This window comes from Mesorhizobium sp. C264A, assembly GCF_040324515.1.
Taxonomy (GTDB): Bacteria; Pseudomonadota; Alphaproteobacteria; order Rhizobiales; family Rhizobiaceae; genus Mesorhizobium.
Genome location: NZ_JAMYVY010000001.1, coordinates 1346721 through 1373575, shown reverse-complemented (window position 1 = coordinate 1373575; position 26855 = coordinate 1346721). Strand labels below are relative to the sequence as shown.

Below are 26855 nucleotides of genomic sequence, written 5' to 3'. Positions count from 1 at the left end.
CCCTCCCCACAGGGGGGAGGGTAAAGGCATGCGCCCCTCCCTCCTCGACCCTCTCTTCGTCCCCATCACTTCGCTTGCCGGCGTCGGCCCCAAGGTTGGCGCTCTGATCGAGAAGGTGGTGGCGGCCGATCTCGGCGAACGGCCGGCGCGCGCGGGCGACCTGTTGTTCGTGCTGCCGCACACCGTCATCGACCGTCGCAATCGTCCCGGCATCGCGCTTGCGCCGGCCGGCGCCATCGTCACGCTCGACGTGCGCATCGACCGCCACCAGCCGCCGCCGCGCGGCAACCGGTCGGTGCCTTACCGCGTCTATGCCCATGACGACACCGGCGAGATCGGCCTGATCTTCTTCCACGCCCATGCCGCCTATCTCGAAAAGGCGATGCCGGTGGGCGAGCATGTCGTCGTCTCCGGCCGCATGGAGTGGTTCAACGGCCGCCCGACCATGGTCCATCCCGACCATATCGCCCTGGTGAGCGAGGCGGAAACACTGCCGCTGGTCGAACCGGTCTATCCGCTGACCGCCGGCCTGTCGGGCAAGGTGCTGCGCCGCGCCATCGGCCAGGCGCTCGGCCGGCTGCCGGAATTGCCGGAATGGCAGGACGGCGCCTTCATGCGCAAGCAGACTTTCCCCGCCTTCGCCGACGCGCTCGCCCGCATCCACTATCCCGCGGACCCGATCGATGTCGCCATCGAGGGGGTGGCATGGCGCCGCCTTGCCTATGACGAGCTTCTCGCCGGCCAAGTCTCGCTGGCATTGGTGCGGGCAAAAGTGCGCCGGCTGTCGGGCCGGCCGCTCATCGGCGACGGTCGCATCGTCGAGAAACTGCGCGCAGCCCTGCCGTATTCATTGACCGGCAGCCAGGAATTCGCGCTTGCCGAAATCAATGCCGATCTGGCCGACCCCGAGCGCATGCTGCGCCTGCTGCAAGGCGATGTCGGCTCCGGCAAGACGGTGGTGGCGCTGCTGGCCATGGGGCGCGCAGTCGAGGCCGGCGGCCAGGCGGCCTTGATGGCGCCGACCGAAATCCTGGCGCGCCAGCATCTGGCGACAATCACGCCGCTGGCCGAACAGGCCGGCCTGCGCGTCGCTATCCTGACCGGCCGCGAAAAGGGCCGCGAACGCACTGAAACGCTATCAGGTCTCGCCAGCGGCGAGATCGACATCGTCGTCGGCACCCATGCGCTGTTCCAGGAAACGGTGACCTATCACGACCTCGTCTTTGCCGTGGTCGACGAGCAACACCGCTTCGGCGTCCACCAGCGGCTTGCCATCACCGCCAAGGGCGACGCCCCCGACATGCTGGTGATGACGGCGACGCCGATCCCGCGCACTCTGGTGCTGACCGCCTTCGGCGACATGGACGTCTCCAAGCTGACGGAAAAGCCGGTTGGCCGCCAGCCGATCCGCACCGTCACGCTGCCGCTGGAACGGCTGGACGAGCTGGTCGGGCGCATGCTTGATGCCGTTGCCGACGGCCAGAAGATCTACTGGATCTGCCCGCTGGTCGAGGAATCCGAAGAGATCAAGCTGATGTCGGCCGAGGACCGTTTTGCCTCGCTGCAGCCCTTGTTCGGCGATCGCATCGGCCTCGTCCATGGCCGCATGAGGGGCGCCGAAAAGGACGAGGCGATGCGCGCCTTCAAGGCCGGCGAAACCCGCATCCTGATCGCCACCACCGTTATCGAGGTCGGCGTCGACGTGCCGGACGCCACGATCATGGTCATCGAGCATGCCGAGCGTTTTGGCCTGGCGCAACTGCACCAGCTGCGCGGCCGCGTCGGGCGCGGCGACAAGCCTTCTTCCTGCGTGCTGCTTTACAAGGACCCGCTCGGCGAGACGGCAAAGCGCCGGCTGTCGGTGATGCGCGAGACCGAGGACGGTTTCCTGATCGCCGAAGAGGATCTGAAGCTGCGCGGCGAAGGCGAATTGCTCGGCACCCGCCAGTCCGGCACGCCGGGCTTCCAGGTGGCGCGCATCGAGGTGCACGCCGACTTGCTCGAAGCAGCCCGCGACGATGCAAGGCTGATCCTGTCGCGCGACCCGGAACTACAGTCTGAGCGCGGCGAGGCGCTGCGCCTGCTGCTCTATTTGTTCGGCCGCGACGAGGCCGTACGGCTCTTGCGCGCCGGCTGAGCGCCCTCGGCGATCAGCCCGCCAAGCGGCGGGTTGGCGAGATCTCCGTCGATCGGCTGGCCGTTCATAGTCACCATTTTCGGCTTGACTTCGGGCGCCACCAGCCCGGCCGAGACGATCAGCCTGGCGCCGTCCTCGATCGTCATGTCGAGCAGCACGATGTCGGATTTCGGCACGTACATCAGGAAACCGGTGGTAGGGTTCGGCGTGCACGGCATGAACACGGCGATCATCGGGTCGCCTGCATGGTCGAGCTTCTGGTTGATCTCGGTTTCCTTCTCGCTGGCGACGAAGACCAGCGACCAGACGCCTTTTCGCGGATATTCGACCAGCCCGACCTGGCGGAACATATCGCCCTTGTTCGACAGCACCGTCTGGAAAATCTGCTTCAGCGAACCGTAGATGCCGCGCACCAGCGGCATACGGCCAAGCAGCCGTTCGCCGAAATTGACGATGGCGCGACCGACGATGTTGGCGGTCATGAAGCCGATCAGCGTGATCAGCACGAGCGCCACGATCAGGCCGAAGCCGGGCACCGGAAACGGCAAATAGGTGTCGGGGCTGTAGCGCGCCGGAATGTACGGCTTCACCCAGGAATCGACCCAGCCGACGAACGACCAGGCGATATAGGCGGTGATCGCCAGCGGCGCGCAGACGATAAAGCCTGTGAGGAAATAGTTCCTCAGCCGGGTCATGCCTGAAGTTCTGGGAGCATCGGACATGGTTCACCGGGGACGCGGGTTGCAGCGCCACACTAGTGAAGCGAACGGCGCTTTGGAACCGCGAAGTTTTTAAGACCGCCGATGAGCGCCGACTACTCCACAGTCACCGATTTCGCTAGATTGCGCGGCTGGTCGACGTCTGTCCCCATAAAGACGGCGGCGTAGTAGGCCAGCATCTGGATCGGCAGCGCGTAGATGATCGGCGAGATGATTTCCGGCACGTCGGGCAGGATGATCGTCTCCATCGTCTTGACGCTGACCTGCGCCGCGCCCTTGGCGTCGGTGATCAGGATGATCTTGCCGCCACGCGCCGCCACTTCCTGCATGTTCGACACCGTCTTTTCGAAAATGCGGTCATGCGGCGCGATGACGATGACCGGCATGTTCTCGTCGATCAGCGCGATCGGCCCGTGCTTCAGTTCGCCCGCGGCATAGCCCTCGGCATGGATGTAGGAGATCTCCTTGAGTTTCAGTGCGCCTTCCATGGCCAGCGGGAAATTGGTGTCGCGGCCGAGATAGAGCACGTCCTTGTAGCGCGAGATTTCGCGCGCGATGCGCTCGATCTGCTCCTCGAGCTTGAGCACCTGGTTGGCGTAGCGAGGCGCCTCCGAAAGAGCGCGTACCAGCGTCTTTTCCTCGTCCTTCGAGATCGTGCCGCGGGCCACGCCGGCGCGCACCGCCAGCGAGGCCAGCACCGAAAGCTGGCAGGTGAAAGCCTTGGTCGAGGCTACACCGATCTCCGGGCCGGCCAAGGTCGGCAGCACGACATCGGATTCGCGCGCCATGGTCGATTCGCGCACATTGACGATGGCGCCGATCTTCATGCCCGCCTTGCGGCAATAGCGCAGCGAGGCCAGCGTGTCGGCGGTTTCGCCGGACTGCGAAATGAAGAAGGCCGCGTCATCAGCCGATAGCGGCATTTCGCGGTAGCGGAACTCCGAGGCGACATCGATGTCGACCGGCAGCCGCGCATAGCGCTCGAACCAGTATTTGCTGATCAACCCCGCGAGATAGGCGGTGCCGCAGGCCGAGATCGCCAGCCGGCCGATCTTGGCGAAGTCGAACGGCAGCTCCAGCGGCTTCGACACGCCGGAGACGAAATCGACATAGTGCGCCAGCGTGTGCGAGATCACTTCCGGCTGTTCATGGATTTCCTTTTCCATGAAATGGCGGCGGTTGCCCTTGTCGACCATGAAGCTGGTCGACAGCGATTGCTGGCGCTTGCGGGCAACCTCTTTGCCGTCGATGTCGAAAATGGTGACGCCATCGCGGCGCACCACCGCCCAGTCGCCGTCTTCGAGATAGGTGATGGAATTGGTGAACGGGGCGAGCGCAATGGCGTCGGAGCCCAGAAACATCTCGCCATCGCCATGGCCGACGGCCAGCGGCGGGCCATTGCGGGCGCCGACGATGAGATCCTCGTCGCCGGTGAACATGATGGCCAGAGCAAAGGCGCCTTCCAGTCGCTTCAGCGCCTGATGCGCCGCCTCGATCGGCTTCAACCCCTTGGCGAGTTCGCGCGCCACCAGATGCGCTACGACCTCGGTGTCGGTCTGCGACGAGAAGGAATAGCCGTCGCGGATCAGCTCATCGCGCAACTCGGCGAAATTCTCGATGATGCCGTTGTGAACGATGGCGACGCCGTTGGAAAAATGCGGATGGGCGTTGGTCTCGTTGGGCACGCCATGGGTCGCCCATCGCGTGTGGCCGATGCCGATGGTGCCGTCGAGCGGTTCTTCCTTCAGCCGGCGTTCGAGGTTGATGAGCTTGCCTTCGGCGCGGCGGCGGCCGAGCGCACCTTTCTCGACGGTGGCGACTCCGGCGGAGTCATAGCCACGATATTCAAGCCGCTTCAAAGCATCGACAATGAGCGGCGCGACTTGGCTCTGGCCGACAATTCCGACGATACCGCACATGCGCCTGCCCCCGATTCACCTGGAAAACTAGTCCCGATGGAAAACCAGCGCTATCTAGGGATTGCCGGCCCGCCGCGAAAGTCACTTTGCATTTCGTCTGGTGTAACGGAACGCTTCTCAACCCGATGCACCATGACACACCGCTCTTGCAATCCGGTTACCGCAATTCCTCGGTTGTTCAATTGCTTCGGCGGTTAATGGTCGGTGCCGGCCTTTTTCTTCGCCGCAGCGGCCGAGGCAAAGCGCTCGCGCAATTCCTTGCCTTTCCCGGGAATGGTCTTCTGGCGGGCGCGGCCGAAGGCCAGCGCATCGTCCGGCACGGTTTCGGTGATGACGCTGCCCGAGGCGATGTAGCCACCCTTGCCGATGGAAACCGGCGCCACCAGCGACGAGTTCGAGCCGACAAAGGCACCCTCGCCGATATCGGTGAAGAACTTTGAATAACCATCATAGTTGCAGGTGATGGTGCCGGCGCCGATATTGGCCCCCGCGCCCACACGGGCATCGCCGATATAGGTCAGATGATTGACCTTGGCGCCCTCCTCGATGACCGCCTGCTTGACCTCGCAGAAATTGCCGACCTTGGCCTTTTGCCTCAGATCGGCGCCAGGCCTGAGCCGCGCGAACGGACCGACGTCGCAATTGGAGGCGATGGTGGCGCCCTCTATGTGGCTGAAAGCGTGTATCTTGGCCCCGGTTGCAATTTTCACGCCCGGGCCGAACCAGACATTGGGCTCGACGATCGTGTCGGCGCCGATTTCGGTGTCGTGCGAGAAATACACCGTCTCCGGCGCGATCAGCGTTACGCCCGACAGCATCGCCTCGTGCCGGCGACGCGTCTGCCAGATGTCTTCCGCCTGCGCCAGTTCGGCTCGGTTGTTGATGCCTAGCGCACTCTCGAAGCTGGTTTCGGTGGCAACGACATCGACGCCCTGCGCGCTGGCGATCTCGACGATGTCGGTGAGATAGAACTCGCCCTTGGCGTTCTTGTTGCCGACCTTGTCGAGCAGTTCGAGCGCATGAGCGCCGGCCACCGCCATCATGCCGGCATTACAGAAGCCAATCTTCTTTTCCTCGGCGGAGCAGTCCTTCTCCTCACGGATGGCGGTGAGCTTGCCGCCCTTTTCGATCAGCCGGCCATAGCCGGTCGGGCAGGGCGGGCGGAAGCCGATCACCACAACAGCCGCGCCATCGGCAAGCTTTTGCCGCGCGGTCACCAGGGCTTCAGCGTCGATCAGCGGCGTGTCGCCGAACATCACGAGAATATCGTCATAACCCTTTGATATCGCATCGCGCGCAGCCCGCACGGCATGCGCAGTGCCGAGCCGCTTCTCCTGCACGAAGGTCTCGGCCTTGGGCGCGAATTTCGCCGCCGCCTTGCGCATATCATCGGCGCCATGGCCGATCACCAGCGCCTGGCTGCGGGCGCCGGCGGCCTCGGCCGCTTTCACCACATGGGCGACCATCGGCAGTCCGGCGATCTGGTGCAGCACCTTCGGCATCGCGCTCTTCATGCGCGTGCCTTCACCGGCGGCGAGAATGACGGACAGGCAGGATCTCTGGCTCATGGATGGCAACCGTATGAAAGGGATCAGGAATCGCAGAGTGGTAGCATCTGGCGTCATGCTGCACCAATGCGGTTAAATTCCGGTGAGGTGATGAGGCAGTTCACTCTCGATCAGCGGATCGCTACCCCAGCCGGCCCAGCACCGGAAAATTCTCGAGCAGCCAGTAGGACACCGTCTGCACGCCGCCGGTGAGGAAGAACATGCCGGCGACGACCAGCAGCGCGCCGATGGCTTTTTCGACGCGGCCGAGATGGACGCGGAACCTGCCGAGGAAGCGCATGAAGGCGCCGGAGAACAGGGCAGCAATCAGGAACGGAATGCCGAGGCCAAGCGAATAGGCGGCAAGCAGAAGAGCGCCCTCGCCCACCGTCTCGCGGCCGCCGGCCAAGGTCAGGATCGGCCCCAGAACCGGGCCGATGCAGGGCGTCCAGCCGAAGGCGAAGGCCAGCCCCATGACATAGGCGGCGACCATGCTGGCAGGCTTGCCCTGCGACTGAAAGCGCGCCTCGCGCGACAGAAGCGGTATGCGCAGGATGCCGAGGAAATTCAGCCCCATCAGGATGATCAGCACCCCGGCCGCCATCGCCAGCGGCTCCTGCCAGACGCGCAGCCAGTGGCCGATGGTCGAGGCGCCGGCGCCAAGCGCCACGAACACGGTGGAGAAACCGAGTACGAAGGCGAGCGAGGAATAGATGAGCGCGCCGCGGGCGCCGGCCTTGGCCGTGACGCTGGCATCGTCACCGCGAAAATCGTCGACCGACACGCCGGCCATGTAGCAGAGATAGGGCGGCACCAGCGGCAGCACGCAAGGCGACAGGAACGAGATCGCCCCCGCTCCGACCGCGCTGACATAGCCGATGTCCAATGGCATTCCAGAACTCCAGATTCCCTGGCGCCGATATAGCGGTGCAAACCCGTGTTCGCCAATCACCATCGTGTGGCATTTGGCTACAGATACGCTCCGGCGGACGAATTGTTGGCGGCCAATCCCAAGTTGACCAAGCCGGGGAAGAAATGTCCCTCGCCGAACGTTCACAGAGCGAAGCCGCGATTTCTGCGCGCTTCGTCGGATCACCAGGGAGATTTCCATGAAAACGATCACCGTCGGCCTGGCCGCCCTTCTGCTCAGCACCGCCGCATCCTTCGCCGCCGAAGCGTGGAAGGAAGCGGAAGTCGGTGGCACCAAGATCTACACCGATGCCAATGGCATGACGCTCTATACCTATGACAAGGACGAGAAGGGCAAGACCAACTGCTATGACAAATGCGCCACCAACTGGCCGCCGCTGAAGGCCGAGGATGGCGCCAAGGCGGACGACGAATGGACCATCGTCGAACGCACCGACGGCACCAAGATGTGGGCCTATGACGGCAAGCCGGTCTACACCTTCATCAAGGACAAGAAGGCCGGTGACATCACCGGCGACGGCGTCGGCGAAGTCTGGCACATCGTCAAGGCCGACTGATCGTCCGAACCTCTATCCCGCACCCCATCGGCGGGACTCGGGTGGCCGCCGGCTCCAAGCGACCCGGCGACCAGTTCGGCATTTACGGGCAGCACGAACTGGTCGCGGCGCCTTTCCCGGTGGCTCGAAACACGAACCCTCCCAGACAAAAATTTTGTGATCTTCTCCATACACTCTAAGAGTGTATTGCGGCACACGCCTCCGCATTTTGGCCGCTTGCCCTTGACCGATCGCAAAAGCGCGGCCATGTGAGCGACCAATTGAATGCGTCACGCAGCGGAATTCTTCTGCCGCCCCACAGCTGATATGAGACCTCATGGACGTCGTCGTCGTCGAATCGCCGGCCAAGGCAAAGACAATCAACAAGTATCTGGGCAAGAACTTCAAGGTTCTGGCCTCGTTCGGCCATGTCCGCGATCTGCCGGCCAAGGATGGTTCGGTGCGTCCCGACGAGGATTTCGCCATGTCCTGGGCGGTCGACACCGCGTCCGGAAAGCGTCTCACCGACATCGCCAACGCGGTCAAGGATGCCGATGGCCTGATCCTCGCCACCGATCCGGATCGCGAGGGCGAAGCCATTTCCTGGCACGTGCTGGAGGTGCTCAAGCAGAAGCGCGTGTTGAAGGACAAGCCGGTCAGCCGCGTCGTCTTCAATGCCATAACCAAGTCGTCGGTGCTGGAAGCGATGGCCAATCCGCGCCAGATCGATGCACCATTGGTCGATGCCTATCTGGCTCGCCGCGCACTCGATTATCTCGTCGGCTTCACGCTGTCGCCGGTGCTGTGGCGCAAATTGCCGGGCGCCCGTTCGGCCGGCCGCGTCCAGTCGGTGGCGCTGCGCCTGGTCTGCGACCGCGAATCCGAGATCGAGCGCTTCATCCGCGAGGAATACTGGCAGATCGCTGCCCTCCTCGGCACGCCACGTAACGACAGCTTCGAGGCGCGGCTGACCGCGTTCGAGCGCAAGAAGCTGCAGAAGCTCGACATCGCCAGCAAGGCGCAGGCCGACGATATCAAGGGCATGCTCGAAGGCGCGACCTTCAAGGCTCTGTCGGTGGAAGCCAAACCGACAAGGCGCAATCCTGGCCCGCCCTTCACCACTTCGACGCTGCAGCAGGCGGCATCGTCGGGCCTCGGCTTTTCGGCGACGCGCACCATGCAGGTGGCGCAGCGCATCTATGAAGGCATGGAGATCGGCGGCGAGACCACCGGCCTGATCACCTATATGCGAACCGACGGCGTGCAGATGGCGCCGGAGGCGATCGACGCCGCCCGCGACACCATCGCCAAGGAATTCGGCCCACGATACCTCCCGGAAAAGCCGCGCCAGTACACAGCCAAGGCTAAGAATGCCCAGGAAGCGCACGAGGCGGTCCGCCCGACCGATTTCATGCGCACGCCGGCTTCGGTCAGGCAGTATCTCGATTCCGACCAGCTGCGGCTTTACGAATTGATCTGGAAGCGCGCCATCGCCAGCCAGATGCAGTCGGCCGAGATCGAGCGTACCACGGTCGAAATCGAGGCGGTCAATGGCGCCCGCACCGCGGAGCTTCGCGCCGTCGGTTCCGTCGTTCGCTTCGACGGCTTCATCGCCGCCTACACCGACCAGAAGGACGACGACGCCGAAGACGAGGAAAACCGTCGTCTGCCCGAGATCCGTGCCGGCGAGCAGCTGGCCCGTCAGGCGATCAATGCCACCCAGCACACCACCGAGCCGCCGCCGCGCTACTCCGAGGCGTCGCTGATCAAGAAGCTGGAAGAGCTCGGCATCGGCCGTCCGTCGACCTACACCGCGATCCTGAAGACGTTGGAAGACCGTGACTACGTCACCATCGACAAGCGCCGGCTGGTGCCGCAGGCCAAGGGCCGGCTGCTGTCGGCTTTCCTCGAAAGCTTCTTCGAGCGCTATGTCGAATATGACTTCACGGCCTCACTCGAGGAAAAGCTTGACGAGATTTCCGACGGCAAGCTCGCCTGGAAGGACGTGCTGCGCGACTTCTGGAAAGACTTTTCCGGCGCGGTCGCCGACATCAAGGAACTGCGCGTCACCGACGTGCTCGATGCGCTGAACGAGGAACTGGCGCCGCTGGTGTTCCCCGCGCGGGAGGATGGCTCGAATCCCCGCATCTGCCCGAAATGCGGCTCCGGCAATCTGTCGCTGAAACTCGGCAAGTTCGGCGCCTTCGTCGGCTGCTCCAACTATCCGGAATGTTCCTTTACCCGCCAGCTCGGCGACGCCGCCAACCCGAATGGCGAGAATGGCGGCGGCGAGGACGGCACCAAGGTCCTCGGCAACGATCCCTACACGGCAGAGGAAATCACGCTGCGCTCAGGCCGCTTCGGTCCTTATATCCAGCGCGGCGACGGCAAGGAAGCCAAGCGCTCCAGCCTGCCCAAGGGCTGGACGCCCGACTCGATCGACCATGAAAAGGCCTTGGCGCTGCTGTCGCTGCCGCGCGATATCGGCAAGCATCCTGAATCCGGCAAGATGATCTCCGCCGGGCTTGGCCGCTATGGTCCATTCGTTTTGCATGATGGCACCTATGCCAATGTCGACAGCATAGAGGATGTGTTCTCGATCGGCCTCAACCGCGCTGTCACCGTGATCGCCGAGAAGCAGCTGAAGGGCAAGGGCGGCCGCAATGGCGGCACTGCGGCGGCGCTGAAGGAACTCGGCGACCATCCCGATGGCGGCGGCAAGATCGTCGTGCGCGATGGCAAATACGGGCCCTATGTCAACTACGGCAAGGTCAACGCGACGCTGCCCAAGGGCAAGGATCCGCAGTCGGTGACGGTCGAAGACGCGCTGGCGCTGATCGCCGAGAAGGAAGCCAAGGGCGGCGGCGGCAAGAAGCCGTTCCGCAAGGCGGCAGCCGCCAGGGCCCCCACAGCCAAGAAAACCACTGCCAAAACAACCACTGGCAAGAAAACCACAGCCAAGAAGTCGGCGACCAAGAAGCCGGCGGCGAAGAAAAAGGGATAGCAGCGTGGCGCGCAGGATCACCGGTAGAAGCCACGGCGATCCGCGCACCGCCGACACGAGGGCCAAGGTCAAGGACGACTACAGGCCGTCGCGTGACGAAATCCTGCGCTACATCGCCGAGAACCCCGACCGCGCGGGAAAACGCGACATCGCAAAGGCGTTTGCCTTGCGCGGCGACGACCGCATTTGGCTGAAGGACATTCTGCGCGACCTGCAGGACGAAGGCATCCTGACCAAGGAGCGCAAACGGCTGGCCCGTGTCGGCGCCTTGTCGCATGTCGCCGTACTCGACATTTTTGGCCGCGATGGCGACGGCATCCTGCTGGCGCATCCTGCCGAGCCCGTAGGCACCGGCGAACCGCCCGTCGTCTCGATCCGCGTCTCGCGCGGCGGCAATGGCCCGCAGCCGGGCATCGGCGACCGTGTGCTGGCCAAGACCTTCCCGACCGACGAGGCGACCGGGCCTGCCTATACCGGCCGCGTAATGAAGATTTTCGAGAAGCGGACAGATGCCGTGCTGGGCGTCTTCCGTATCCTTCAGGACGGCACTTTCCGCATCGAGCCGGTGGAACGTCGCCAGCCCGAACTGATCGTCGACAAGGAATTCCAGAACGGCGCCAGGAACGGCGACCTTGTCGAGGTCGAGCCCGCGCGGGCCTCCCGGTATGGTTTGCCGCGCGCAAGAGTGCTGGCGGTGCTGGGCTCGCTGACCAGCGAAAAGGCGGTCTCGATGATCGCCATCCACGCGCACGACATTCCGCATATCTTCCCGGCCGACGTCATCGCCGAATCCGAGGCGGTAAAGCCGGCGACGCTTGCTCACCGCGAGGACTGGCGCGACCTGCCGCTGGTGACCATCGACCCGGCCGACGCCAAGGACCATGACGACGCCGTCTTCGCCACGCCCGACCTCGATGAGAAGAACCCCGGCGGCGTGATCGCCACAGTGGCGATCGCCGATGTTGCGGCCTATGTCCGCTATGGCACCGCACTCGATCGCGAGGCGCTGAAACGCGGCAATTCTGTCTATTTCCCCGACCGCGTCGTGCCGATGCTGCCCGAGCGCATCTCCAACGACCTGTGCTCGCTGCGCGAAGGCCAGGACCGTCCCGCACTTGCCGTGCGCATGACTTTCGCCGCCGATGGCCGCAAGCTGCGCCACACCTTCCACCGCGTCATGATGAAGTCGGCGGCCAAGCTCGCCTATCCGCAGGCCCAGGCCGCGATAGACGGCGTGCCCGACGACAAGACCGGTCCGATCCTCGATACGGTGCTGAAGCCGCTGTGGCACGCCTACGCCATCCTCAAGCGCGGCCGCGATGGCCGCCAGCCACTCGAGCTTGATCTGCCCGAGCGCAAGATCCTGCTCAAGCCGGACGGCACCGTCGACCGCGTCATCGTCCCGGAGCGGCTCGACGCCCACAAGCTGATCGAAGAATTCATGATCCAGGCCAATGTCGCCGCCGCCGAAACGCTGGAAGCGAAGAAGCAGGCGCTCGTCTACCGCGTCCACGATGCGCCGTCGCTGGCGAAGCAGGAATCGCTGCGCGAGTTCCTGCAGACGCTCGGCCTGTCGCTGGCGCGTGGCGCGCAGATGCGGCCCGCCCAGTTCAACGGGATTCTCGAGCGCGTGCGTGGCGCCGACAATGAGGGGCTGGTCAACGAAGTGGTGCTGCGCTCGCAGAGTCAGGCCGAATATTCGCCCAAGAACATCGGCCATTTCGGCCTCAACCTGAAGCGATACGCGCATTTCACCTCGCCGATCCGCCGCTATGCCGATCTGATCGTGCATCGCGGGCTGATTGCCGCACTTGGGCTCGGCCCCGGCGGGCTGACGCAGGACGAAGAGACGCGGCTGGAAGACGTCGCGGTGCTGATCTCCGGCACCGAGCGCCGCGCCATGGCGGCCGAGCGCGACACCGTCGACCGGCTGATCGCTGCCTACCTCGCCGAGCGCATCGACGACCGCTTCGACGCCCGCATTTCGGGCGTCACCAAATCGGGACTATTTGTCCAATTGCCGCAGTTTGGCGCAGATGGCTTCATCCCGGTGTCAAGTCTGGATGGCGATTACTATATATATGACGAAACCGCGCGATCGCTGTTCGGAGAACGCACCGGCAAGGGCTATCAGCTTGCCGACCGCGTCGAGGTTCGCCTGATCGAGGTGGCGCCTATGGCTGGCGCGATGCGTTTCGAGATGCTGACCGACCCGAAGCCCCTGCCCGGCTCCAAACGGTCGTTTCACAAGGCAAAAGGCCGCGCCCGCGCGTCGCAATCGCGCCCGGGGTCGCGCGGCAGGAGACGATAATGGCAAGCGAAATGAGAATCCAGAAGCAGGTTTTCGGCGGCGAACATCATTCGGGCCGAGTCGCCCGCCCGCTGTGGACGGCGATGAAGCGCGGCGCCCTTGGCCGCTGCCCGCATTGCGGCGAAGGCAGGTTGTTCGCCGGCTTCACCAAAAGCGTCGACAAATGCGCCGCGTGCGGTGAGGAGTTCCACCACCACCGCGCCGACGACCTGCCCGCTTATCTCGTCATCGTCATCGTCGGCCACATAGTTCTCGGCGCCTTCATGGGCGTCGAGGCGACGTCGACGCTCTCCATGTGGCAGCACATCGCCATTTGGGTGCCGTTGACCATCGTGCTGTCGGTCGCTCTGCTGCAACCGGTCAAGGGCGCCGTCATCGGACTGCAATGGGCGCTCTATATGCACGGCTTCGGCGGCGAAAAAGACGGCACCGAGCCGCATCCCGGAACCTAGTTTGCGTCAGGGCAATGTCGCCTGGCGCAACATGCCGACCGTGAAAGGCCACTTTCGTTTGCCAGAAGTTTCCGCTAGGTCCTGCGCATGGAAGGTATGACCAAGGCGGAAGTCAGCAGGATGGACCGTGGCGCAGCCGCCCACAGCGGCCTGCCCATACGCCCGCGCGATGCCGCCACCCTGATCCTGCTCGACCGCGAGGGCGACGAGATTCTGGTGCTGATGGGCCGGCGCCATGCAGGCCACGCCTTCATGCCCGGCAAGTTCGTCTTTCCCGGCGGCCGCACCGATTCGGCCGACAGCCGCATTGCCGTTGCCACCCCATTGCTTCCGGAGGAAGAAACCAGGCTGACCGCCGGCGTCGGCCGCATCAGCCCGTCGCGGGCCCGTGCCATCGCGCTCTCGGCCATCCGCGAGACTTATGAGGAAGCCGGCCTGCTCATCGGCCGCAAAGGCTCGTTCGCAACCGACAAACGCGACTGGCAGGGCTTTGTCGAGCACGGCGTCCAGCCTTCGCTGGCGCCGCTGCGCTTCATTGCCCGCGCCATCACCCCGCCCAATCGCGTGCGTCGTTTCGACACCCGCTTCTTCAGCGCCTGGCGCAGCGATGTCGCCGTGGAACTGCCGGGTGGCGGCCCGACCAATGAGCTGGAAGAACTGGTCTGGCTGCCGCTCGCCAAGGCCAGAGAGGCCGATATCCCCGACATCACCCGAACGATCTTGCAGGAGCTGGAGACGCGGCTTGCCGGCGATCCGCGCCTGCGACCCGGTGGGTCCGTGCCGTTCTACCGGCTTGTCCGCAACCGCTTCGTTCGCGAAATTCTTTAGAGCAATTCCAGGAAAAGTGTGACGCGGTTTTCCGTCCGGAATTACGCAATATCAAACAGACAGAGTATTCAGGCATCACATGACGGTCGATACCCAGCAAGAGGGCGACGAGCGCGTACATTGGCTACCGATGATCGCCGCGATCTCGTCGATCAGCGTCGTCGGCATCGCCATAGGCCTCGGAATGCCGTTGCTCAGCGTTATTCTTGAGAGCCGCGGCCACTCGGCATCGATGATCGGCCTCAACACCGCGGTCGCCGGCCTCGCCTCGATCGCCGGCGCCCCGCTGGCCACGCCGCTGGCGATGCGCTTCGGCGTCGCCTGGACGATGATCGCCATGATCGCCGCCGGCGCGCTCGCCTTTGTCGGCTTCCACTTCGCGCCGGACTTCTGGATGTGGTTCCCACTACGCATCGTGCTGCACATCGCGCTGACGGTGCTGTTCATCCTGTCGGAATTCTGGATCAGCACCTCGGCGCCGCCGCGCCGGCGCGGCCTGGTGCTCGGCATCTACGCCACCGTGCTGTCGCTTGGCTTCGCCGCCGGGCCATGGATCTTCGCCCATATCGGCAGCACCGGCTTCTTGCCGTTCGGCGTCATCATTGTCCTGGTCGCGCTGGCCGCAATCCCGGTGCTGGCCGCACGGAATGAAAGTCCCACAATCGTGGTTGACGGCGAAACCAGCAACTTCCTGCGCTATATCTGGCTGGTGCCGACAGCTACCGCCGCCGTGCTGGTGTTCGGCGCTGTCGAGACCGGCGGCTTTGCGCTGTTCCCCGTCTATGGCAACCGCATCGGCTATTCCGAGGCGGATGCAGCCCTCCTGCTCACCATGATCGGCCTCGGCAACGTGCTGTTGCAGATCCCTATCGGCATGATCAGCGACCGCGTCTCAGACCGCCGCTATCTGCTTTTGGCCTGTGCCACGGTCGGACTTGCCGGCACCATCTTCATGCCGTTCTTCGCCGGCAATTGGCACCTGATGGCGGCGCTTCTGTTTGTCTGGGGCGGCGTGGTGGCCGCCATGTACACGATCGGCCTTGCCCATCTGGGCTCGCAGCTCTCCGGCCATGAACTGGCCTCGGCCAATGCCGCCTTCGTGCTCTGCTACGGCGTCGGCATGGTGCTTGGCCCGCAGGCGATCGGCATCGGCATGGATGCCTTCGGGCCCTCCGGCTTCGGCTGGTCGCTCGGCCTGTTCTTTGCCGCCTATATCGCCTTGGTCAGCGCCAGGCTGGTCCGCAAGATCTGGTAGCCTGTCCGTCGCCAGCCTGCGCAATCCTGACGGGATGTCGCCGCTGCTGACAGAACCGTGTCAGGAGACCTCAGCTAAAAGGGTGTCCCAAAAAACCCGAGTTTGAGGATACGGCGATGATCGACAGCGGCTTTGAAACCACATCTCTGCGCATGACGCTTCTGCTGCTTGTCAGCTTCCAGGCCCCGGCAGCCGATGTCGACCGCATCATGGACGCCGTGGTCGCGATCGCGCCGCTGGCAATGGGCAAATACGACCGCAACGCCTATCAAACGGCGCACGGCATCGAACGCTACCGACCGCTGGAAGGTGCAGCCGCCGGCGTCGAAACCGAACTGCGCCGCCGCCCCGGCACCGTCGAGGTCTCGTTCGAGTTGCCCGACGACCAGGTGCTCGCCGCCCGCGTCGTCGAGGCGATTTTCCAGGCGCATTCCTACCAGGAGCCGGTGATCCGCATCCAGCCGATCCTCGCCAGCCGCTCCAAGGGCCTGGACGACCGCGCCAATCCGAATCGCTGGTGGAACACCACCGGGGACTGGAAGAAAGCGCTTCCAGTTAAGGAAGAAGCCTAGAAATCCGGCCCCGCTGAGGGGAAGCAGCGACCTTACCTTCTCCCGTTGTGAGGTGAGAAGCGGTCCGTAGCGGACGAAAAGCCAATTGCTTGCTTTTTCGAGATTCGAACGCCCTGAGCCTGCGAAGAGTTGTTCGGGGTGACCAATCCACCCTGCCGAACCCCGCCGCTTCGCAGCGTCCCGGCATTCGCCGGCCTATAGCCATGCTGTCCGTCTCATCCTCAGCCTCCATCGGGCCGATGATAAAACCGGACAACTCATGTGCTACCTAATCCGGACAACTCATGTGCTTACGACACAGGCAAGGCGTCGGGCTTGACTTTCCGGGCACGTTCTTTATGTGTCGCGCCAAGTTTCCCGCGTCCGGGTGTTTTCCCCCGCTCCAGCGGCCAAAACCCCACGAACATAACGGACTGATACAATGGCCAAAGCCGCAAACATCAAGATCAAGCTTCTGTCGACCGCCGACACCGGTTTCTTCTACGTGACCAGCAAGAACAGCCGTACCAAGACCGACAAGCTGTCGTTCCGCAAATACGACCCGGTCGCCAAGAAGCATGTCGAGTTCAAGGAAACCAAGATCAAGTAATCTGGTTTTCATACGCTCTGTCAAAAGCGCCGCCCCTTCGGGCGGCGTTTTTGATTCAAGGCCCCGAAAGCCAGAACCCTCCGCTGTTTGGCGCGAAGTGCTCATCTCATTTTTTGGCAAAAAAGGGGGCCGGTCGGCGTATGGCAGCGGTACGAGGAGGCCACTATGTGCCAGCGCCGGCCGGCCGACCCCACGGACCCAGGAGATGCGGCGGACCTGAGCATCATGGGGTATTCGGCGAAGCGATGCGGCTGTCTACCCTCGTGCCCGCATCGCCCTTGTTCTTGCACCGCACATTTGCGCAACAATGTTTGAAAATCAATAGTTTCTTAACCAAGCCTGCCGAATCGCTTGGATTAAGGTAAATTCCTAACCCTGTCCGATTGACTGCATAATCGGTGTTCTAGCCTACGCTGCCTTGGCGACGACCCGGTTGCGGCCGCCACTTTTGGCTTCGTAGAGCGCCACGTCGGCACGTTTCATCAAAGCCGCGACCGTGTCCGCGCCCTTCAGAACCGATGACACGCCGACGCTGACCGTGACTTCGATCGCCTTGCCTTCAGGGCCGATGGCAAAGGGCAGCTGGGCGATTTCGGCGCGAATGCGCTCGGCAACCTTCTCCGCCACCGCGCCGTCCGTGTCCGGCATCACAACGACGAATTCCTCGCCGCCGAAGCGGCAGGCAAGGTCGATGCCCCTGACGTTCTTGCGCAGCCGCCTTGCGAACTCGCGCAGCACATCGTCGCCGCCGTCATGGCCATGCGAGTCATTGACGGTCTTGAAGCGGTCGAGATCGGTGATCATCACAGACAGAGGCCGCCGCCGCGCCACGGCGCGGTCGAACAGCGTCTGCAGATGGCTGTCGAGGTAGCGGCGGTTGTGCAGCCCGGTCAATGCGTCGGTCACCGCCATCTCTATGGTCTGGGTGACGCTGGCGCGCAGCTGGTCATTGTAGCGCTTGCGGCGCACCTGCGTGCGCAGCCGCGCCGTCAGCTCCTGCTGGTCGATCGGCCGCATCAGATAGTCGTTGATGCCGAGTTCGAGGCCTCTGATGATGCGGCCCTCCTCGCCTTCGTCGGCAATCAGGATGATCGGCAGGAAGCGGGTGCGGTCGAGCGAACGCAATTGCGAACACAACCGCAGCGGATCGAAATCGGTAAAACCGGTCGAGATCAGCACGCACTCATAGGGCGCCTCGGCGGCCTGGAAGAAGCCGGCATGCGGATCGGTGGCAATGTCGAGCTCGGCGCTGCCGCGCAGCATGTTCTGGATGCGCTCAACCGACGATTTGCGCTCGTCGATCAACAGCACCTTCGGCGTGGCGTCCTCCGACGCGAAGCTGCGGCTCAACAGCGCCTCGATGCCGATGTTGCGGGTGGTCGATGCGCGCAGCCGCAGCTCGTCGGTCAGCGACTTCAGCCTGACCAGGCTCTTCACCCGCGTCATCAGTTGCAGATCGTTGACCGGCTTGGTGAGAAAGTCGTCGGCGCCTGCCTCGAGGCCGCGCACCCGGTCGGCAACATGGCCCAGCGCGGTCACCATGACCACCGGTATATGCGCGGTCGCCGGATCGCTTTTCAGCCGCTTGCAGACCTCGAACCCGTCCATGCCGGGCATCATCACGTCGAGCAGCACGACATCGACCTTGCCGTTTTCGCAGGTCTCGATCGCGTCCGGCCCGTTGGAGGCCGTCAACACCTCGAAATATTCGGCCAGCAGCCGAACCTCGAGAAGTTTGACATTGGCAGGGATGTCGTCGACGACGAGGATCCGCGCGGTCATGTCACAAGGCTCCGGCTGAAGGCATCAGGCATCACCGAGATAGGATTTGATGGTCTCGATGAAACGCGGCACCGAGATCGGCTTGGAGATGTAGGCCTCGCAACCGCCCTGGCGAATGCGTTCCTCGTCGCCCTTCATGGCGAAGGCGGTGACGGCGATGACCGGAATGGAATGGAGGTCGTCGTCCTCCTTCAGCCATTTCGTCACTTCCAGCCCCGACACTTCGGGCAGCTGGATGTCCATCAGGATCAGGTCGGGCCTGTGCTGGCGCGCCAGATCGAGCGCCTCGAGCCCGTTGCGCGTGCGCACCGTTTCATAACCGCTGGCTTCGATGAGGTCGCGAAAGAGCTTCATATTGAGCTCGTTGTCCTCGACGATCATGACCTTCTTAGGCATCGATTTCCCGTCCCGGCCAGGCTTCTGCCCGAAGCCCTGCCGCTATGCGCCCTTGTCGAAGCACACCAAACCCTCGCTCACCCTTAAGGCAATATGATTGACGAAATGGAAACCCGAAGCGGCAAAAGCCATTCGGATTCCACCTCGAAAACCACATTGGATCGGGGCTGTGGCTTGCCGCAGGCGACGCTTGCGATTACTGCGGAAAAGAGACTCATTTCCGCAACGAGAAGGTAGTGATGGCAAACGCAGCGTCAATGCGCGAGGAAGCGGAAACCATTGCCGTGAAGGCACTGGGCTTCGTCGCCGCCGACCCCGAACTCCTGCCGCGCTTCCTGGCCATCACCGGCATCGAGGCGTCCGCCATCCGCCGCGCCGCGGCCGAACCGGGATTCCTTGCCGGCGTGCTGCAGTTCATCCTCGCCCACGAGCCGACCTTGCTGCGCTTTGCCGAGGAAACCGGCACCCCGCCTGCCTCAGTCGGCAAGGCGTTGCGCGCGCTGCCTCTTGGCGGCGACGACCATGAGCATTCGATATGAGCGACGATCCCGAGACGGCACGCCAGATCGCCGAACTTGCAGCCGACGACCGGCCTCTGCTGATCCTCGATGTCGACGATGTCGTGCTCGAATTCATCCGGCCGTTTCCGCATTTCCTGAAATCGCGCGGCTTCGGCCTGACGCTGGCCTCGTTCCGTCTCACCGGCAACATTGCCGAAACGGCGAGCGGCCGGCTGATCGAACAGCCGGAGGTGACGGCACTTCTCGGAGATTTCTTCGATACGCAGGCCGACTGGCAGAGCGTCACCGATGGTGCCGAACAAGCGCTTGCCAGCCTTGGCGACCGCGCCGAGATCGTCCTTTTGACCGCCATGCCGCACCGGCATCGCGCTGCGCGCCGCGCCCATCTCGATGCGCTCGGGCTGCCCTATCCGCTGTTGACCACCGAGATGGCCAAGGGACCGGCGGTGGCGAAACTGCGCGGCAAGAACGGCCGGCCGGTGGCCTTTGTCGACGACCAGCCCGCCAATCTTATCTCGGCGCGCAATTCCGTCGCCGACGCCCATCTCTTCCACCTGATGGCCGACAATTCGCTGCGCGCCTTCCTGCCGCCGGTGCCGGACGACATCATCTCCGTCGAGGACTGGCACGAGGCCGCGCCGAAGATCGCGAGCGCGCTCGGGCTTTAAGCCCAAGCGCCTCCAAGCTTGGCGATCAAGGCTGCAGCTTCGCCCCTGCTCCGCCATTGTTGCCCTCGCCAGGGATCGCATCCTGATCGGTGTTGTCTTCCACGACCGGATCCGGCCCCTTCAGCATGGCGCCGTTGACCGTCACCGACCCATCGTGCCTGGCGTTGATCACCCATTCGATACGGCCATCCGGCAGCGTCTTGGCAAATCCCTTGATGGCCAAGGCGCCGGTAAAAGCCTGTGAGGCCTGCGGGTCGGTCTTCGCCGCCTCCTGCAGGCTTGCCACGATCTTGTCGTAGCCGGTCACGTCGATCCTCACGTTGGCATCGGGCTTCTCGCCATCGGGAAACGTCATATCGCCCTCCAGCCCGACTTCGGCACCGCCGCCCTTGACCGTGCTGTGGCCGATGAGGATCTTGGGGCCGTTCGCCAGAAAATCTTTCTTCACGCCGTCGCCGAAATCCGCCGAAAGCGGCGGGTTGTTGTTGAGATCGAAGGCCTCGATAGCCTTCTTGGCCATTGTATCGAGATCGATGTTGGCCCCACCGAAATTGAGGTCGATGTCGGTGGGCAACAGCGCGACGCTCCAGGCTGGAACAAGATTTTGCGGTATCGAGAGCCCAGACGCTTTGATCCCGTAGCTGATCGTTCCGTTGCGCAAGACACCGTCCATGCCGAAGGCGATGCCGAGTGTTGCTGCGCCGAAACTGCCGATCGGGCTGCCGACGCTGAAATCCTTGAGACTGTAAGCCCCATCAATCCGCTCCCATATCGGCAGCGCGGTCAGAAGATGCGACTTGAGCTCCGCCTGATTGGCTTTCAGTTTCGCCTCGTCCTCATTGGCCACGGCGAAAGCCAACAGGTCCAGAATAGGCTTCGTGCGCAGCCCCTTGCCTTTCGCGTCGACCGAAAATTCGGGCGACTTGACCGTCAGCGGGATTTTCTGCCCGCTGTTGGGGTTGTCGATCGTGATGACCTCTGCAAAATCGGCAATCGTCTGAACCATGCTAAAATCGACACCGCCATTTGCGCCCTTGGTAGCGCTCATTGTGGCGGTTCCAGCACCAGAACTCATCTCCGTGCGCTGCCTGGCGTCCTGCGACGTCATATTCATGCCTTCAAGTGACGACGTGGCGCTGCTGAAAGCCGCCAACTCGGGATGGAAGACACCAACGAACTTCCCGCCCTTGATAGACATCTTCATGCTTTGCGGCCCCTGAGGGCCGTTGAACTCCATCGACCCTTCCGGCGCCAGATTGCCTGAGACATCCCACGCGCCATCGCTGCGTGGTTTGGTCAACAGCGTATAAGGGGTGAGATCGAGCTTCAGGCCATCCTGTTTTGCCAAGAGTTCCACGACGGGCTTGAAATCGAATGCGAGCTTGTAGGCGTCGCCTTCGACCGAGACCTTCAGAAATCCGATCTCGAACGGCTTCTTGCTGAAATAGCGCGCCAGATTGTCGGTAAGCTGCTTGGCGCCCTCGCTGTCGACCGTCTGCCCAAGCGCCGGCGCACTGCAGGCTAGAAGCAAAGCGAATGGCAAAACGCGCTTCATATCGATCCTCCACTTTATTGCAGTCGTCAAAACCGCTTCTACCACTGGTAGGAAAATACCATCACAGCCGCAAGACAAGACCTATGGATTGCTGCCGCCTACAACACCAGCCGCATCAGCGGCCGTCCGGCCTTGCGTTCGACAAGCCGCTCGAAGCCGGCCTTTTCGAACACACGCGACGAGCCGACGAACAGCCCGATCGAACGCGAATCGCGCGACACGTCGATCGGACACGCTCGACCAGCCGCGCCTTGTTCTGGCGGGCAAAAGCGATGCCGCCCTCGACCAGGCGGTGGCTGACGCCCCGGCCGCGCGCGCTGGCGCGGATGAAGAAGCAGGAGATGGCCCAGACGCCGGGATCTACGGCGTCGGTCGGATCGACCGGCGCCGAGCCCCTGCCCCGATTGTTCCATTCGGGCACGTCGGCGCGCGGGCCGATCTGCATCCAGCCGACCGCTATGCCGTCCTCGAAAGCCAAAAGCCCCGGCGGCGGCCCTGCCTCGATGCGCGCCTTGATATGATCCTTGTTGCGCTGTTTGTCGCTGGCCCGCCGGACCGCCGGCGCCATCCGGAAATGCGTGCACCAGCACCCGTAACAGGCGCCCTGCTTGCCGAAAAGATCCTCGAAATCCGCCCACAGGTCGGGCGCCAGCGGCGCTATGGTCGTGCTCATGAGTTATCTCCCGGCTAACCGCTTGTGGCGGCTTCCGTCCTGACGTACCATTGCATCTGTTCTCTTTATGTTCGCAGCGATGGCGGCCCCTGTCAACAATCCCGAGCACGGTTTTTGCCGCGACTGCCTGACCTTTCAGCGCAGCGATACCAGGCGCTGTGAGCGTTGCGGCAGCCCTCGACTCACCCGCCATCCCGAGCTCTACCAGCTGCATCTGGCGCATATCGATTGCGACGCCTTCTATGCGGCGATCGAAAAGCGCGACAATCCGGCGCTGAAGGACAAGCCGCTGATCATCGGCGGCGGCAAGCGCGGCGTCGTTTCCACCGCCTGCTACATCGCCCGCATCCAGGGGGTGCGCTCGGCAATGCCGATGTTCAAGGCGCTCGAAGCCTGTCCGGAAGCGGTCGTCATCCCGCCCAATACGGAGAAATACGTCCGCGTCGGCCGCGATGTCCGCGCCTTGATGCAGGCGCTCACGCCGCTGGTCGAACCGCTCTCCATCGATGAGGCGTTTCTCGACCTCGCCGGCACCGAGCGCCTGCACGGCATGCCTCCGGCGGTGGTGCTGGCGCGCTTTGCGCAGACCGTCGAAAAGGAAATCGGCATCACCGTTTCGGCCGGCCTTTCCTACTGCAAGTTCCTGGCCAAGGTTGCCTCCGATTTCCGCAAGCCGCGAGGCTTTTCGGTGATCGGCGAAGCCGAGGCGCTGGGTTTCCTGGCCGAACAGCCAGTGACGCTGATCTGGGGCGTCGGCAAGGCTTTTGCCGCAACGCTCGAACGCGACGGCATCCGCAGCATCGCCCAGTTGCAGCGCATGGAGCGCGCCGATCTTATGCGCCGCTATGGCGTGATGGGCACCCGGCTCTACCATCTCTCGCGCGGCCAGGACGACCGCCGTGTCGATCCCCACCAGGATGCGAAAAGTGTGTCGGCCGAAACCACTTTCGACACCGACATAGCTGAAATGGGCGAACTGGTTCCAGTGTTGAGGGGATTGTCGGAAAAGGTCTCGGCGCGGCTGAAGAAGTCAGGCATTGCCGGGCGCACGGTGGTGCTGAAGCTGAAGACGCAGGATTTCAAGCTGCGTACCCGCAACCGCCAGCTCGGCGACCCGACCCGGCTGGCCGACCGCATTTTCCAGACCGGGCTCGAGCTGTTGCGCAAGGAGGCGGACGGGACAAAGTACCGGCTGCTTGGCATCGGTGTCAGCGATCTCTCGGATGACGAGAAGGCCGATCCGCCCGATCTCGTCGACGTCGGCTCGCGCAAGCGCGCCATGGCCGAAAGCGCCATCGATACGCTGCGCGACAAGTTCGGCAAGAAGGCGGTGGAAACCGGCTACACCTTCGGTAAAGGCCGCAACGCCAACCCGCCGGAGCCGATCGAGGAGTGAGACGGCTTAGATACGCTTGAGATCGATGCGGCTCGTCACCACGTTCTTGCCGGTTTTCGGATCGACGTCGGTAACGGTCAATCGCATTCCGTCGCCGCTGGTTTTCTCGACCGTCAACCGCGCCTTGCGATCACCATTGACCTCCGCCGCCCAGCGAATGCCGAGACTGATCGCGTTGCCGGAGCGGCTGCCGGCGAGCTGTGCCGGCCCGGTGCGCGACCCGACATAGACGCCTGTATACGTCGCCCCGCGGGCCTTCAGATTGGCGCTGATGGCGCGCGTCACCACGACAAGACCACGGCAATTGCCGTCAAGCGACAATGAGCTCGAGGTCGCGTCTGAATTGAAGGTGCAGGACACATTCATCGTCGGTGCGTCGGTGGTGACCTTGACTGTCCCCTTGCCGGAGAAATTCCCTTGCAAGGAGCTGAGAAAATTCGCCTCGTCGGCATGGGCCGCGGCGCTTGCAGTTAGCAGGCAGCCGGCTAGCAGAAACCGCGCGAATGATTTCATCGGAACCTTTCCCCCGTTGATGTTGAAGAAACGATGCGTCCAGCAATTGGCCAATACCGGGAACCAACGCCTGCCGTTGCGTCAGGTTCCACTTCCAGCATGGCTGTTTTGCAACGGTCTGGCCCAGTCGAATGCGTCGCCTAACGGTTGCGATAGAAGTCCCGGCTTGCGACATAGCGCCTATGGCACCTTCCCCATCGATCCCCAAAGCCGCGTTCTGGATGGCGCTGTCGATCGCCTCGTTTCTGGCGATGTCAGTCGCCGGCCGCGCAACCACCGCCGAGCTCAACGTCTTCCAGGTGCTGGAACTGCGCTCGGTAATCGGCTTCTTCATCCTGTTGCCGCTGGTGATGATGAGCGGCGGATTCGCCGCAATGCTCACGCAGCGCCCGTTGGCCCATATCGCTCGCAATGTCATCCACTATACGGGCCAGGCGGCATGGCTCTATGCGCTGACGCTGATCCCGCTTGCGGTGCTCATATCGATCGAATTCACCACACCGATCTGGACCGCGATCCTGGCGGTGACCTTTCTTGGCGAAAGGCTCTCCCGCCCGAAAATTGCGGCGGTCGTGCTTGGCCTGATCGGCGTGGTGGTCATCGTTCGCCCCGGCGTCGGCTCCATGGATCCGGGTCACCTCGTCGTTCTCGGCGCGGCCGTGTGCTTTGGCGTATCGGTGGTGTTGGTCAAGTCGCTGACCCGCACGGACAGCGTCGTGCGCATCATCTTCTGGATGCTGATCATCCAGTCGGTGGTCGGCCTGATCCCGGCGCTTTATGAATGGCGCAACCCACCGCTCGAACTCTGGCCATGGATCCTGCTGATTGCCTTCACCGGCATGTCGTCGCATTTCTGCATGGCGCGTGCCCTCACCTATGCCGACGCTACGGTGATTTCACCGATGGATTTCCTGCGCGTGCCGCTGTCGGCGCTGATCGGCTGGCTGCTCTACAGCGAGCAGATCGACATCTTTACAGCCGGCGGCGCCCTGCTGATCCTGATGGGCAACCTGCTCAACCTGCAGCGCAAGGCGCCAAAGCCGGCCGAGGTCGCGGCCTCGTAGCGGTCGGTCAATTCCCCTCATCCGGTATGTTGAGAAGATGCCCGCAGGCCTTGCAGTGCACGGCGTCCGGCTCATGCCGTTGCAGTCCGCATTGCGGACAGGGAAAGAACACCTTGGCGGGTCGAAAAATCGCCGTCGCCAGTCTGACGAACAGCGAGATGCCGATGATCATGGTGGCGATCGCGGTCAGCTTGCCGGCGATCCCCGGCAGCACGATGTCGCCGAAACCGGTGGTCGTCACCGTGGCAACGGTGAAATACAGCGCATCAATGTAGTTTTCGAGGCCGGCGCCGGTGCGGAAGAAGAAGGTGTAGACGAAGCCGGTGATGACGAACAGGAACGTCAACAGGTTGATGACCGCGTGGCTCGCCTCGCGCCAGGGCCTCAAGCCACGCATTTCGAAATGCCGCCACAGCGACCCGCTGCGCGACAGCGACCACAGCCGCAGGATGCGCAGGAACGCCAGATTTGCCAGCGCCGTCGGCATCAGCAGCGTCAAAAGGATGAAGACATCGACCCAGGATGTCGGCTGTTTCATCAGCCGCAACATGTCGTTGGAGGCTAACAGCCGGGCAATCAGGTCGGCGGCGACCAATGCGGCGACGGTATAGTCGAGCCACAGGAATGACGGCTTGTCCTGGAGCACCGGCGTGGCAACGAAGAAGGCGATGATGGCGAGGTCGATGATGACCGCCGCCAGTTGAAACCGGAACGCCGCCGGCGTGCGCCCGTGATAGAGCTTGCGCAGCCTGTCACGCAGCCGCGCCATCGCTGAGTTTTGCTGCAATCCGTCCTTCTCGGCTGCCTTCATCACAAGTGCGTAACGGTCCCAGCCGGGGCCGTCTAGAGCATGATCCCAAAAAGTGGGTGCCGGTTTTGGAAAAGATCATGCTCCAACAAAGGGTTAGATCATGATGAGATTTCAACCAAATCTCATCATGACCTGACCCGGTGATCGTCACCCCTCCACCACCTTGCCATCCGGCCCCACGAGGCGCCAGGCCGAGGCGGTGTCGTAGACGAACCGCTCCTCCGCAATCCGGTCACCATGCCAGCGCTGCAGGGCCACCTCTTCCAGCCGGCGCACGGTGCCGACCTTGTCGACACGGTCGAAGGTCCAGCGTATGGCGACATTGTCGCCATCGACCAGGAATGTCTGGACAGGATGGGTGTGCATCTTCTCGATCCGGTCGAGTGCTGCCTGCTCATGCGCCATCAGTGTTTCCTTGCCGCGCCGCGGGACGCCGAGATTTTCCTGCATGGTGGCATCGTCATGGTAGAAGTCGGCGATCGCCTTGACGTGGCAGCCTTCGACCACCTCCTTGAGGAAGGCTTCGACGCGTTCGCGGCTGGGCATGATTGTGCGTTCCTGTGAAGTTTCTGCTCAACGCATGTGGTTCAAAGGAAGGTCAGTTCAACCACGCCCCGCACGCTGGCCCTATCGGCTGCAATGTCAGGCCCAGAGCATCTTTAGGCCGTCATGCACTG

At 63.2% G+C, this 26855-nt stretch carries 23 protein-coding genes and 1 pseudogene; 13 read left to right on the top strand and 11 right to left on the bottom strand.

The window, feature by feature from the left end:
- Nucleotides 1-28: 28 nt before the first annotated feature.
- A complete protein-coding gene (gene recG, locus NKL04_RS06625) occupies nucleotides 29-2137 on the top strand; it encodes an ATP-dependent DNA helicase RecG (protein ID WP_023701180.1) in 2109 nt (702 codons plus the stop codon).
- Here recG and NKL04_RS06620 read toward each other — a convergent pair.
- From NKL04_RS06620 to NKL04_RS06605, 4 genes are all read right to left on the bottom strand, one after another.
- Nucleotides 2089-2859: a DUF502 domain-containing protein gene (locus tag NKL04_RS06620; protein ID WP_031193123.1), complete on the bottom strand. Its 771-nt coding sequence runs from the start codon at nucleotides 2857-2859 to the stop codon at nucleotides 2089-2091. The two genes, recG and NKL04_RS06620, sit on opposite strands and share 49 nt — an antisense overlap.
- 92 nt (nucleotides 2860-2951) lie before the next feature.
- Nucleotides 2952-4775, bottom strand: coding sequence for a glutamine--fructose-6-phosphate transaminase (isomerizing) (glmS, locus tag NKL04_RS06615; RefSeq protein ID WP_023701181.1), 1824 nt, complete (start codon nucleotides 4773-4775; stop codon nucleotides 2952-2954).
- 194 nt (nucleotides 4776-4969) lie between these two features.
- On the bottom strand, nucleotides 4970-6343 hold the full coding sequence (glmU, locus tag NKL04_RS06610; protein WP_023701182.1) for a bifunctional UDP-N-acetylglucosamine diphosphorylase/glucosamine-1-phosphate N-acetyltransferase GlmU: 1374 nt from the start codon (nucleotides 6341-6343) through the stop codon (nucleotides 4970-4972).
- Between the two features lie 121 nt (nucleotides 6344-6464).
- Complete coding sequence (locus NKL04_RS06605; RefSeq protein WP_023701183.1) at nucleotides 6465-7214, bottom strand: cytochrome c biogenesis CcdA family protein; 750 nt, start codon at nucleotides 7212-7214, stop codon at nucleotides 6465-6467.
- A gap of 217 nt (nucleotides 7215-7431) precedes the next feature.
- On the opposite strand from NKL04_RS06605, the gene NKL04_RS06600 reads away from it, so the two are divergent.
- From NKL04_RS06600 to rpmG, 8 genes are all read left to right on the top strand, one after another.
- Nucleotides 7432-7809, top strand: a complete 378-nt coding sequence (locus NKL04_RS06600) for a COG4315 family predicted lipoprotein (RefSeq protein WP_023701184.1) — start codon at nucleotides 7432-7434, stop codon at nucleotides 7807-7809.
- 316 nt (nucleotides 7810-8125) lie between these two features.
- The gene (gene topA / locus NKL04_RS06595) at nucleotides 8126-10792 is read left to right on the top strand and encodes a type I DNA topoisomerase (RefSeq protein WP_023701185.1); all 2667 of its coding nucleotides are present in this window, start codon (nucleotides 8126-8128) and stop codon (nucleotides 10790-10792) included.
- Between the two features lie 4 nt (nucleotides 10793-10796).
- Nucleotides 10797-13103: a ribonuclease R gene (gene rnr / locus NKL04_RS06590; protein ID WP_023701186.1), complete on the top strand. Its 2307-nt coding sequence runs from the start codon at nucleotides 10797-10799 to the stop codon at nucleotides 13101-13103.
- The gene (locus tag NKL04_RS06585) at nucleotides 13103-13555 is read left to right on the top strand and encodes a DUF983 domain-containing protein (RefSeq protein ID WP_031209414.1); all 453 of its coding nucleotides are present in this window, start codon (nucleotides 13103-13105) and stop codon (nucleotides 13553-13555) included. The genes rnr and NKL04_RS06585 overlap by 1 nt, the downstream gene beginning before the upstream one ends.
- An 87-nt stretch (nucleotides 13556-13642) precedes the next feature.
- Nucleotides 13643-14383, top strand: a complete 741-nt coding sequence (locus tag NKL04_RS06580; protein ID WP_023701187.1) for an NUDIX hydrolase — start codon at nucleotides 13643-13645, stop codon at nucleotides 14381-14383.
- A gap of 79 nt (nucleotides 14384-14462) precedes the next feature.
- Complete coding sequence (locus NKL04_RS06575; RefSeq protein ID WP_023701188.1) at nucleotides 14463-15638, top strand: MFS transporter; 1176 nt, start codon at nucleotides 14463-14465, stop codon at nucleotides 15636-15638.
- Nucleotides 15639-15754: 116 nt separating this feature from the next.
- Complete coding sequence (locus NKL04_RS06570) at nucleotides 15755-16210, top strand: YqfO family protein (RefSeq protein WP_023688312.1); 456 nt, start codon at nucleotides 15755-15757, stop codon at nucleotides 16208-16210.
- A gap of 421 nt (nucleotides 16211-16631) precedes the next feature.
- Nucleotides 16632-16799, top strand: a complete 168-nt coding sequence (gene rpmG / locus NKL04_RS06565; protein ID WP_006201775.1) for a 50S ribosomal protein L33 — start codon at nucleotides 16632-16634, stop codon at nucleotides 16797-16799.
- Between the two features lie 408 nt (nucleotides 16800-17207).
- Here rpmG and NKL04_RS06560 read toward each other — a convergent pair whose 3' ends face one another.
- Both NKL04_RS06560 and NKL04_RS06555 read right to left on the bottom strand, forming a co-directional pair.
- Nucleotides 17208-18581, bottom strand: coding sequence for a PleD family two-component system response regulator (locus tag NKL04_RS06560; protein WP_023701189.1), 1374 nt, complete (start codon nucleotides 18579-18581; stop codon nucleotides 17208-17210).
- 24 nt (nucleotides 18582-18605) lie between these two features.
- Nucleotides 18606-18977 carry a response regulator gene (locus tag NKL04_RS06555; protein ID WP_023667574.1) on the bottom strand — a complete coding sequence of 124 codons (372 nt, stop codon included), beginning with the start codon at nucleotides 18975-18977 and terminating at the stop codon, nucleotides 18606-18608.
- Between the two features lie 239 nt (nucleotides 18978-19216).
- Between NKL04_RS06555 and NKL04_RS06550 the strand changes: the two genes are divergently transcribed.
- The gene (locus NKL04_RS06550; protein WP_023691161.1) at nucleotides 19217-19516 is read left to right on the top strand and encodes a DUF3572 domain-containing protein; all 300 of its coding nucleotides are present in this window, start codon (nucleotides 19217-19219) and stop codon (nucleotides 19514-19516) included.
- Entirely contained in the window at nucleotides 19513-20166 is a 654-nt protein-coding gene (locus NKL04_RS06545; RefSeq protein ID WP_023701190.1) for a hypothetical protein, read from the top strand. Before NKL04_RS06550 ends, NKL04_RS06545 begins: the two co-directional genes overlap by 4 nt.
- Before the next feature lie 25 nt (nucleotides 20167-20191).
- On the opposite strand, the gene NKL04_RS06540 is transcribed toward NKL04_RS06545, so the two are convergent.
- Nucleotides 20192-21721, bottom strand: coding sequence for a hypothetical protein (locus tag NKL04_RS06540; protein WP_023701191.1), 1530 nt, complete (start codon nucleotides 21719-21721; stop codon nucleotides 20192-20194).
- Between the two features lie 98 nt (nucleotides 21722-21819).
- Nucleotides 21820-22394: pseudogene (locus tag NKL04_RS06535) on the bottom strand (GNAT family N-acetyltransferase).
- Between the two features lie 67 nt (nucleotides 22395-22461).
- On the opposite strand from NKL04_RS06535, the gene NKL04_RS06530 reads away from it, so the two are divergent.
- Entirely contained in the window at nucleotides 22462-23790 is a 1329-nt protein-coding gene (locus NKL04_RS06530; RefSeq protein ID WP_023701192.1) for a DNA polymerase IV, read from the top strand.
- Nucleotides 23791-23796: 6 nt separating this feature from the next.
- Here the strand turns inward: NKL04_RS06530 and NKL04_RS06525 are convergent, their stop codons facing one another.
- The gene (locus NKL04_RS06525; protein WP_023701193.1) at nucleotides 23797-24303 is read right to left on the bottom strand and encodes a hypothetical protein; all 507 of its coding nucleotides are present in this window, start codon (nucleotides 24301-24303) and stop codon (nucleotides 23797-23799) included.
- 182 nt (nucleotides 24304-24485) lie between these two features.
- Here NKL04_RS06525 and NKL04_RS06520 point away from each other — a divergent pair, with 182 nt between their 5' ends.
- On the top strand, nucleotides 24486-25367 hold the full coding sequence (locus NKL04_RS06520; protein ID WP_023701194.1) for a DMT family transporter: 882 nt from the start codon (nucleotides 24486-24488) through the stop codon (nucleotides 25365-25367).
- Nucleotides 25368-25374: 7 nt separating this feature from the next.
- On the opposite strand, the gene NKL04_RS06515 is transcribed toward NKL04_RS06520, so the two are convergent.
- Nucleotides 25375-26178 carry a potassium channel family protein gene (locus tag NKL04_RS06515; protein WP_023701195.1) on the bottom strand — a complete coding sequence of 268 codons (804 nt, stop codon included), beginning with the start codon at nucleotides 26176-26178 and terminating at the stop codon, nucleotides 25375-25377.
- A gap of 147 nt (nucleotides 26179-26325) precedes the next feature.
- A complete protein-coding gene (locus tag NKL04_RS06510) occupies nucleotides 26326-26724 on the bottom strand; it encodes a nuclear transport factor 2 family protein (protein ID WP_023701196.1) in 399 nt (132 codons plus the stop codon).
- Nucleotides 26725-26855: the final 131 nt, after the last annotated feature.

Coding starts and splice junctions, on each gene's coding strand:
- recG (WP_023701180.1), top strand. CDS start 29: ATGCGCCCCTCCCTCCTCGACCCTCTCTTCGTCCCCATCACTTCGCTT.
- NKL04_RS06620 (WP_031193123.1), bottom strand. CDS start 2,859: ATGTCCGATGCTCCCAGAACTTCAGGCATGACCCGGCTGAGGAACTAT.
- glmS (WP_023701181.1), bottom strand. CDS start 4,775: ATGTGCGGTATCGTCGGAATTGTCGGCCAGAGCCAAGTCGCGCCGCTC.
- glmU (WP_023701182.1), bottom strand. CDS start 6,343: ATGAGCCAGAGATCCTGCCTGTCCGTCATTCTCGCCGCCGGTGAAGGC.
- NKL04_RS06605 (WP_023701183.1), bottom strand. CDS start 7,214: ATGCCATTGGACATCGGCTATGTCAGCGCGGTCGGAGCGGGGGCGATC.
- NKL04_RS06600 (WP_023701184.1), top strand. CDS start 7,432: ATGAAAACGATCACCGTCGGCCTGGCCGCCCTTCTGCTCAGCACCGCC.
- topA (WP_023701185.1), top strand. CDS start 8,126: ATGGACGTCGTCGTCGTCGAATCGCCGGCCAAGGCAAAGACAATCAAC.
- NKL04_RS06585 (WP_031209414.1), top strand. CDS start 13,103: ATGGCAAGCGAAATGAGAATCCAGAAGCAGGTTTTCGGCGGCGAACAT.
- NKL04_RS06580 (WP_023701187.1), top strand. CDS start 13,643: ATGGAAGGTATGACCAAGGCGGAAGTCAGCAGGATGGACCGTGGCGCA.
- NKL04_RS06575 (WP_023701188.1), top strand. CDS start 14,463: ATGACGGTCGATACCCAGCAAGAGGGCGACGAGCGCGTACATTGGCTA.
- NKL04_RS06570 (WP_023688312.1), top strand. CDS start 15,755: ATGATCGACAGCGGCTTTGAAACCACATCTCTGCGCATGACGCTTCTG.
- rpmG (WP_006201775.1), top strand. CDS start 16,632: ATGGCCAAAGCCGCAAACATCAAGATCAAGCTTCTGTCGACCGCCGAC.
- NKL04_RS06560 (WP_023701189.1), bottom strand. CDS start 18,581: ATGACCGCGCGGATCCTCGTCGTCGACGACATCCCTGCCAATGTCAAA.
- NKL04_RS06555 (WP_023667574.1), bottom strand. CDS start 18,977: ATGCCTAAGAAGGTCATGATCGTCGAGGACAACGAGCTCAATATGAAG.
- NKL04_RS06550 (WP_023691161.1), top strand. CDS start 19,217: ATGGCAAACGCAGCGTCAATGCGCGAGGAAGCGGAAACCATTGCCGTG.
- NKL04_RS06545 (WP_023701190.1), top strand. CDS start 19,513: ATGAGCGACGATCCCGAGACGGCACGCCAGATCGCCGAACTTGCAGCC.
- NKL04_RS06540 (WP_023701191.1), bottom strand. CDS start 21,721: ATGAAGCGCGTTTTGCCATTCGCTTTGCTTCTAGCCTGCAGTGCGCCG.
- NKL04_RS06530 (WP_023701192.1), top strand. CDS start 22,462: ATGTTCGCAGCGATGGCGGCCCCTGTCAACAATCCCGAGCACGGTTTT.
- NKL04_RS06525 (WP_023701193.1), bottom strand. CDS start 24,303: ATGAAATCATTCGCGCGGTTTCTGCTAGCCGGCTGCCTGCTAACTGCA.
- NKL04_RS06520 (WP_023701194.1), top strand. CDS start 24,486: ATGGCACCTTCCCCATCGATCCCCAAAGCCGCGTTCTGGATGGCGCTG.
- NKL04_RS06515 (WP_023701195.1), bottom strand. CDS start 26,178: ATGAAGGCAGCCGAGAAGGACGGATTGCAGCAAAACTCAGCGATGGCG.
- NKL04_RS06510 (WP_023701196.1), bottom strand. CDS start 26,724: ATGCCCAGCCGCGAACGCGTCGAAGCCTTCCTCAAGGAGGTGGTCGAA.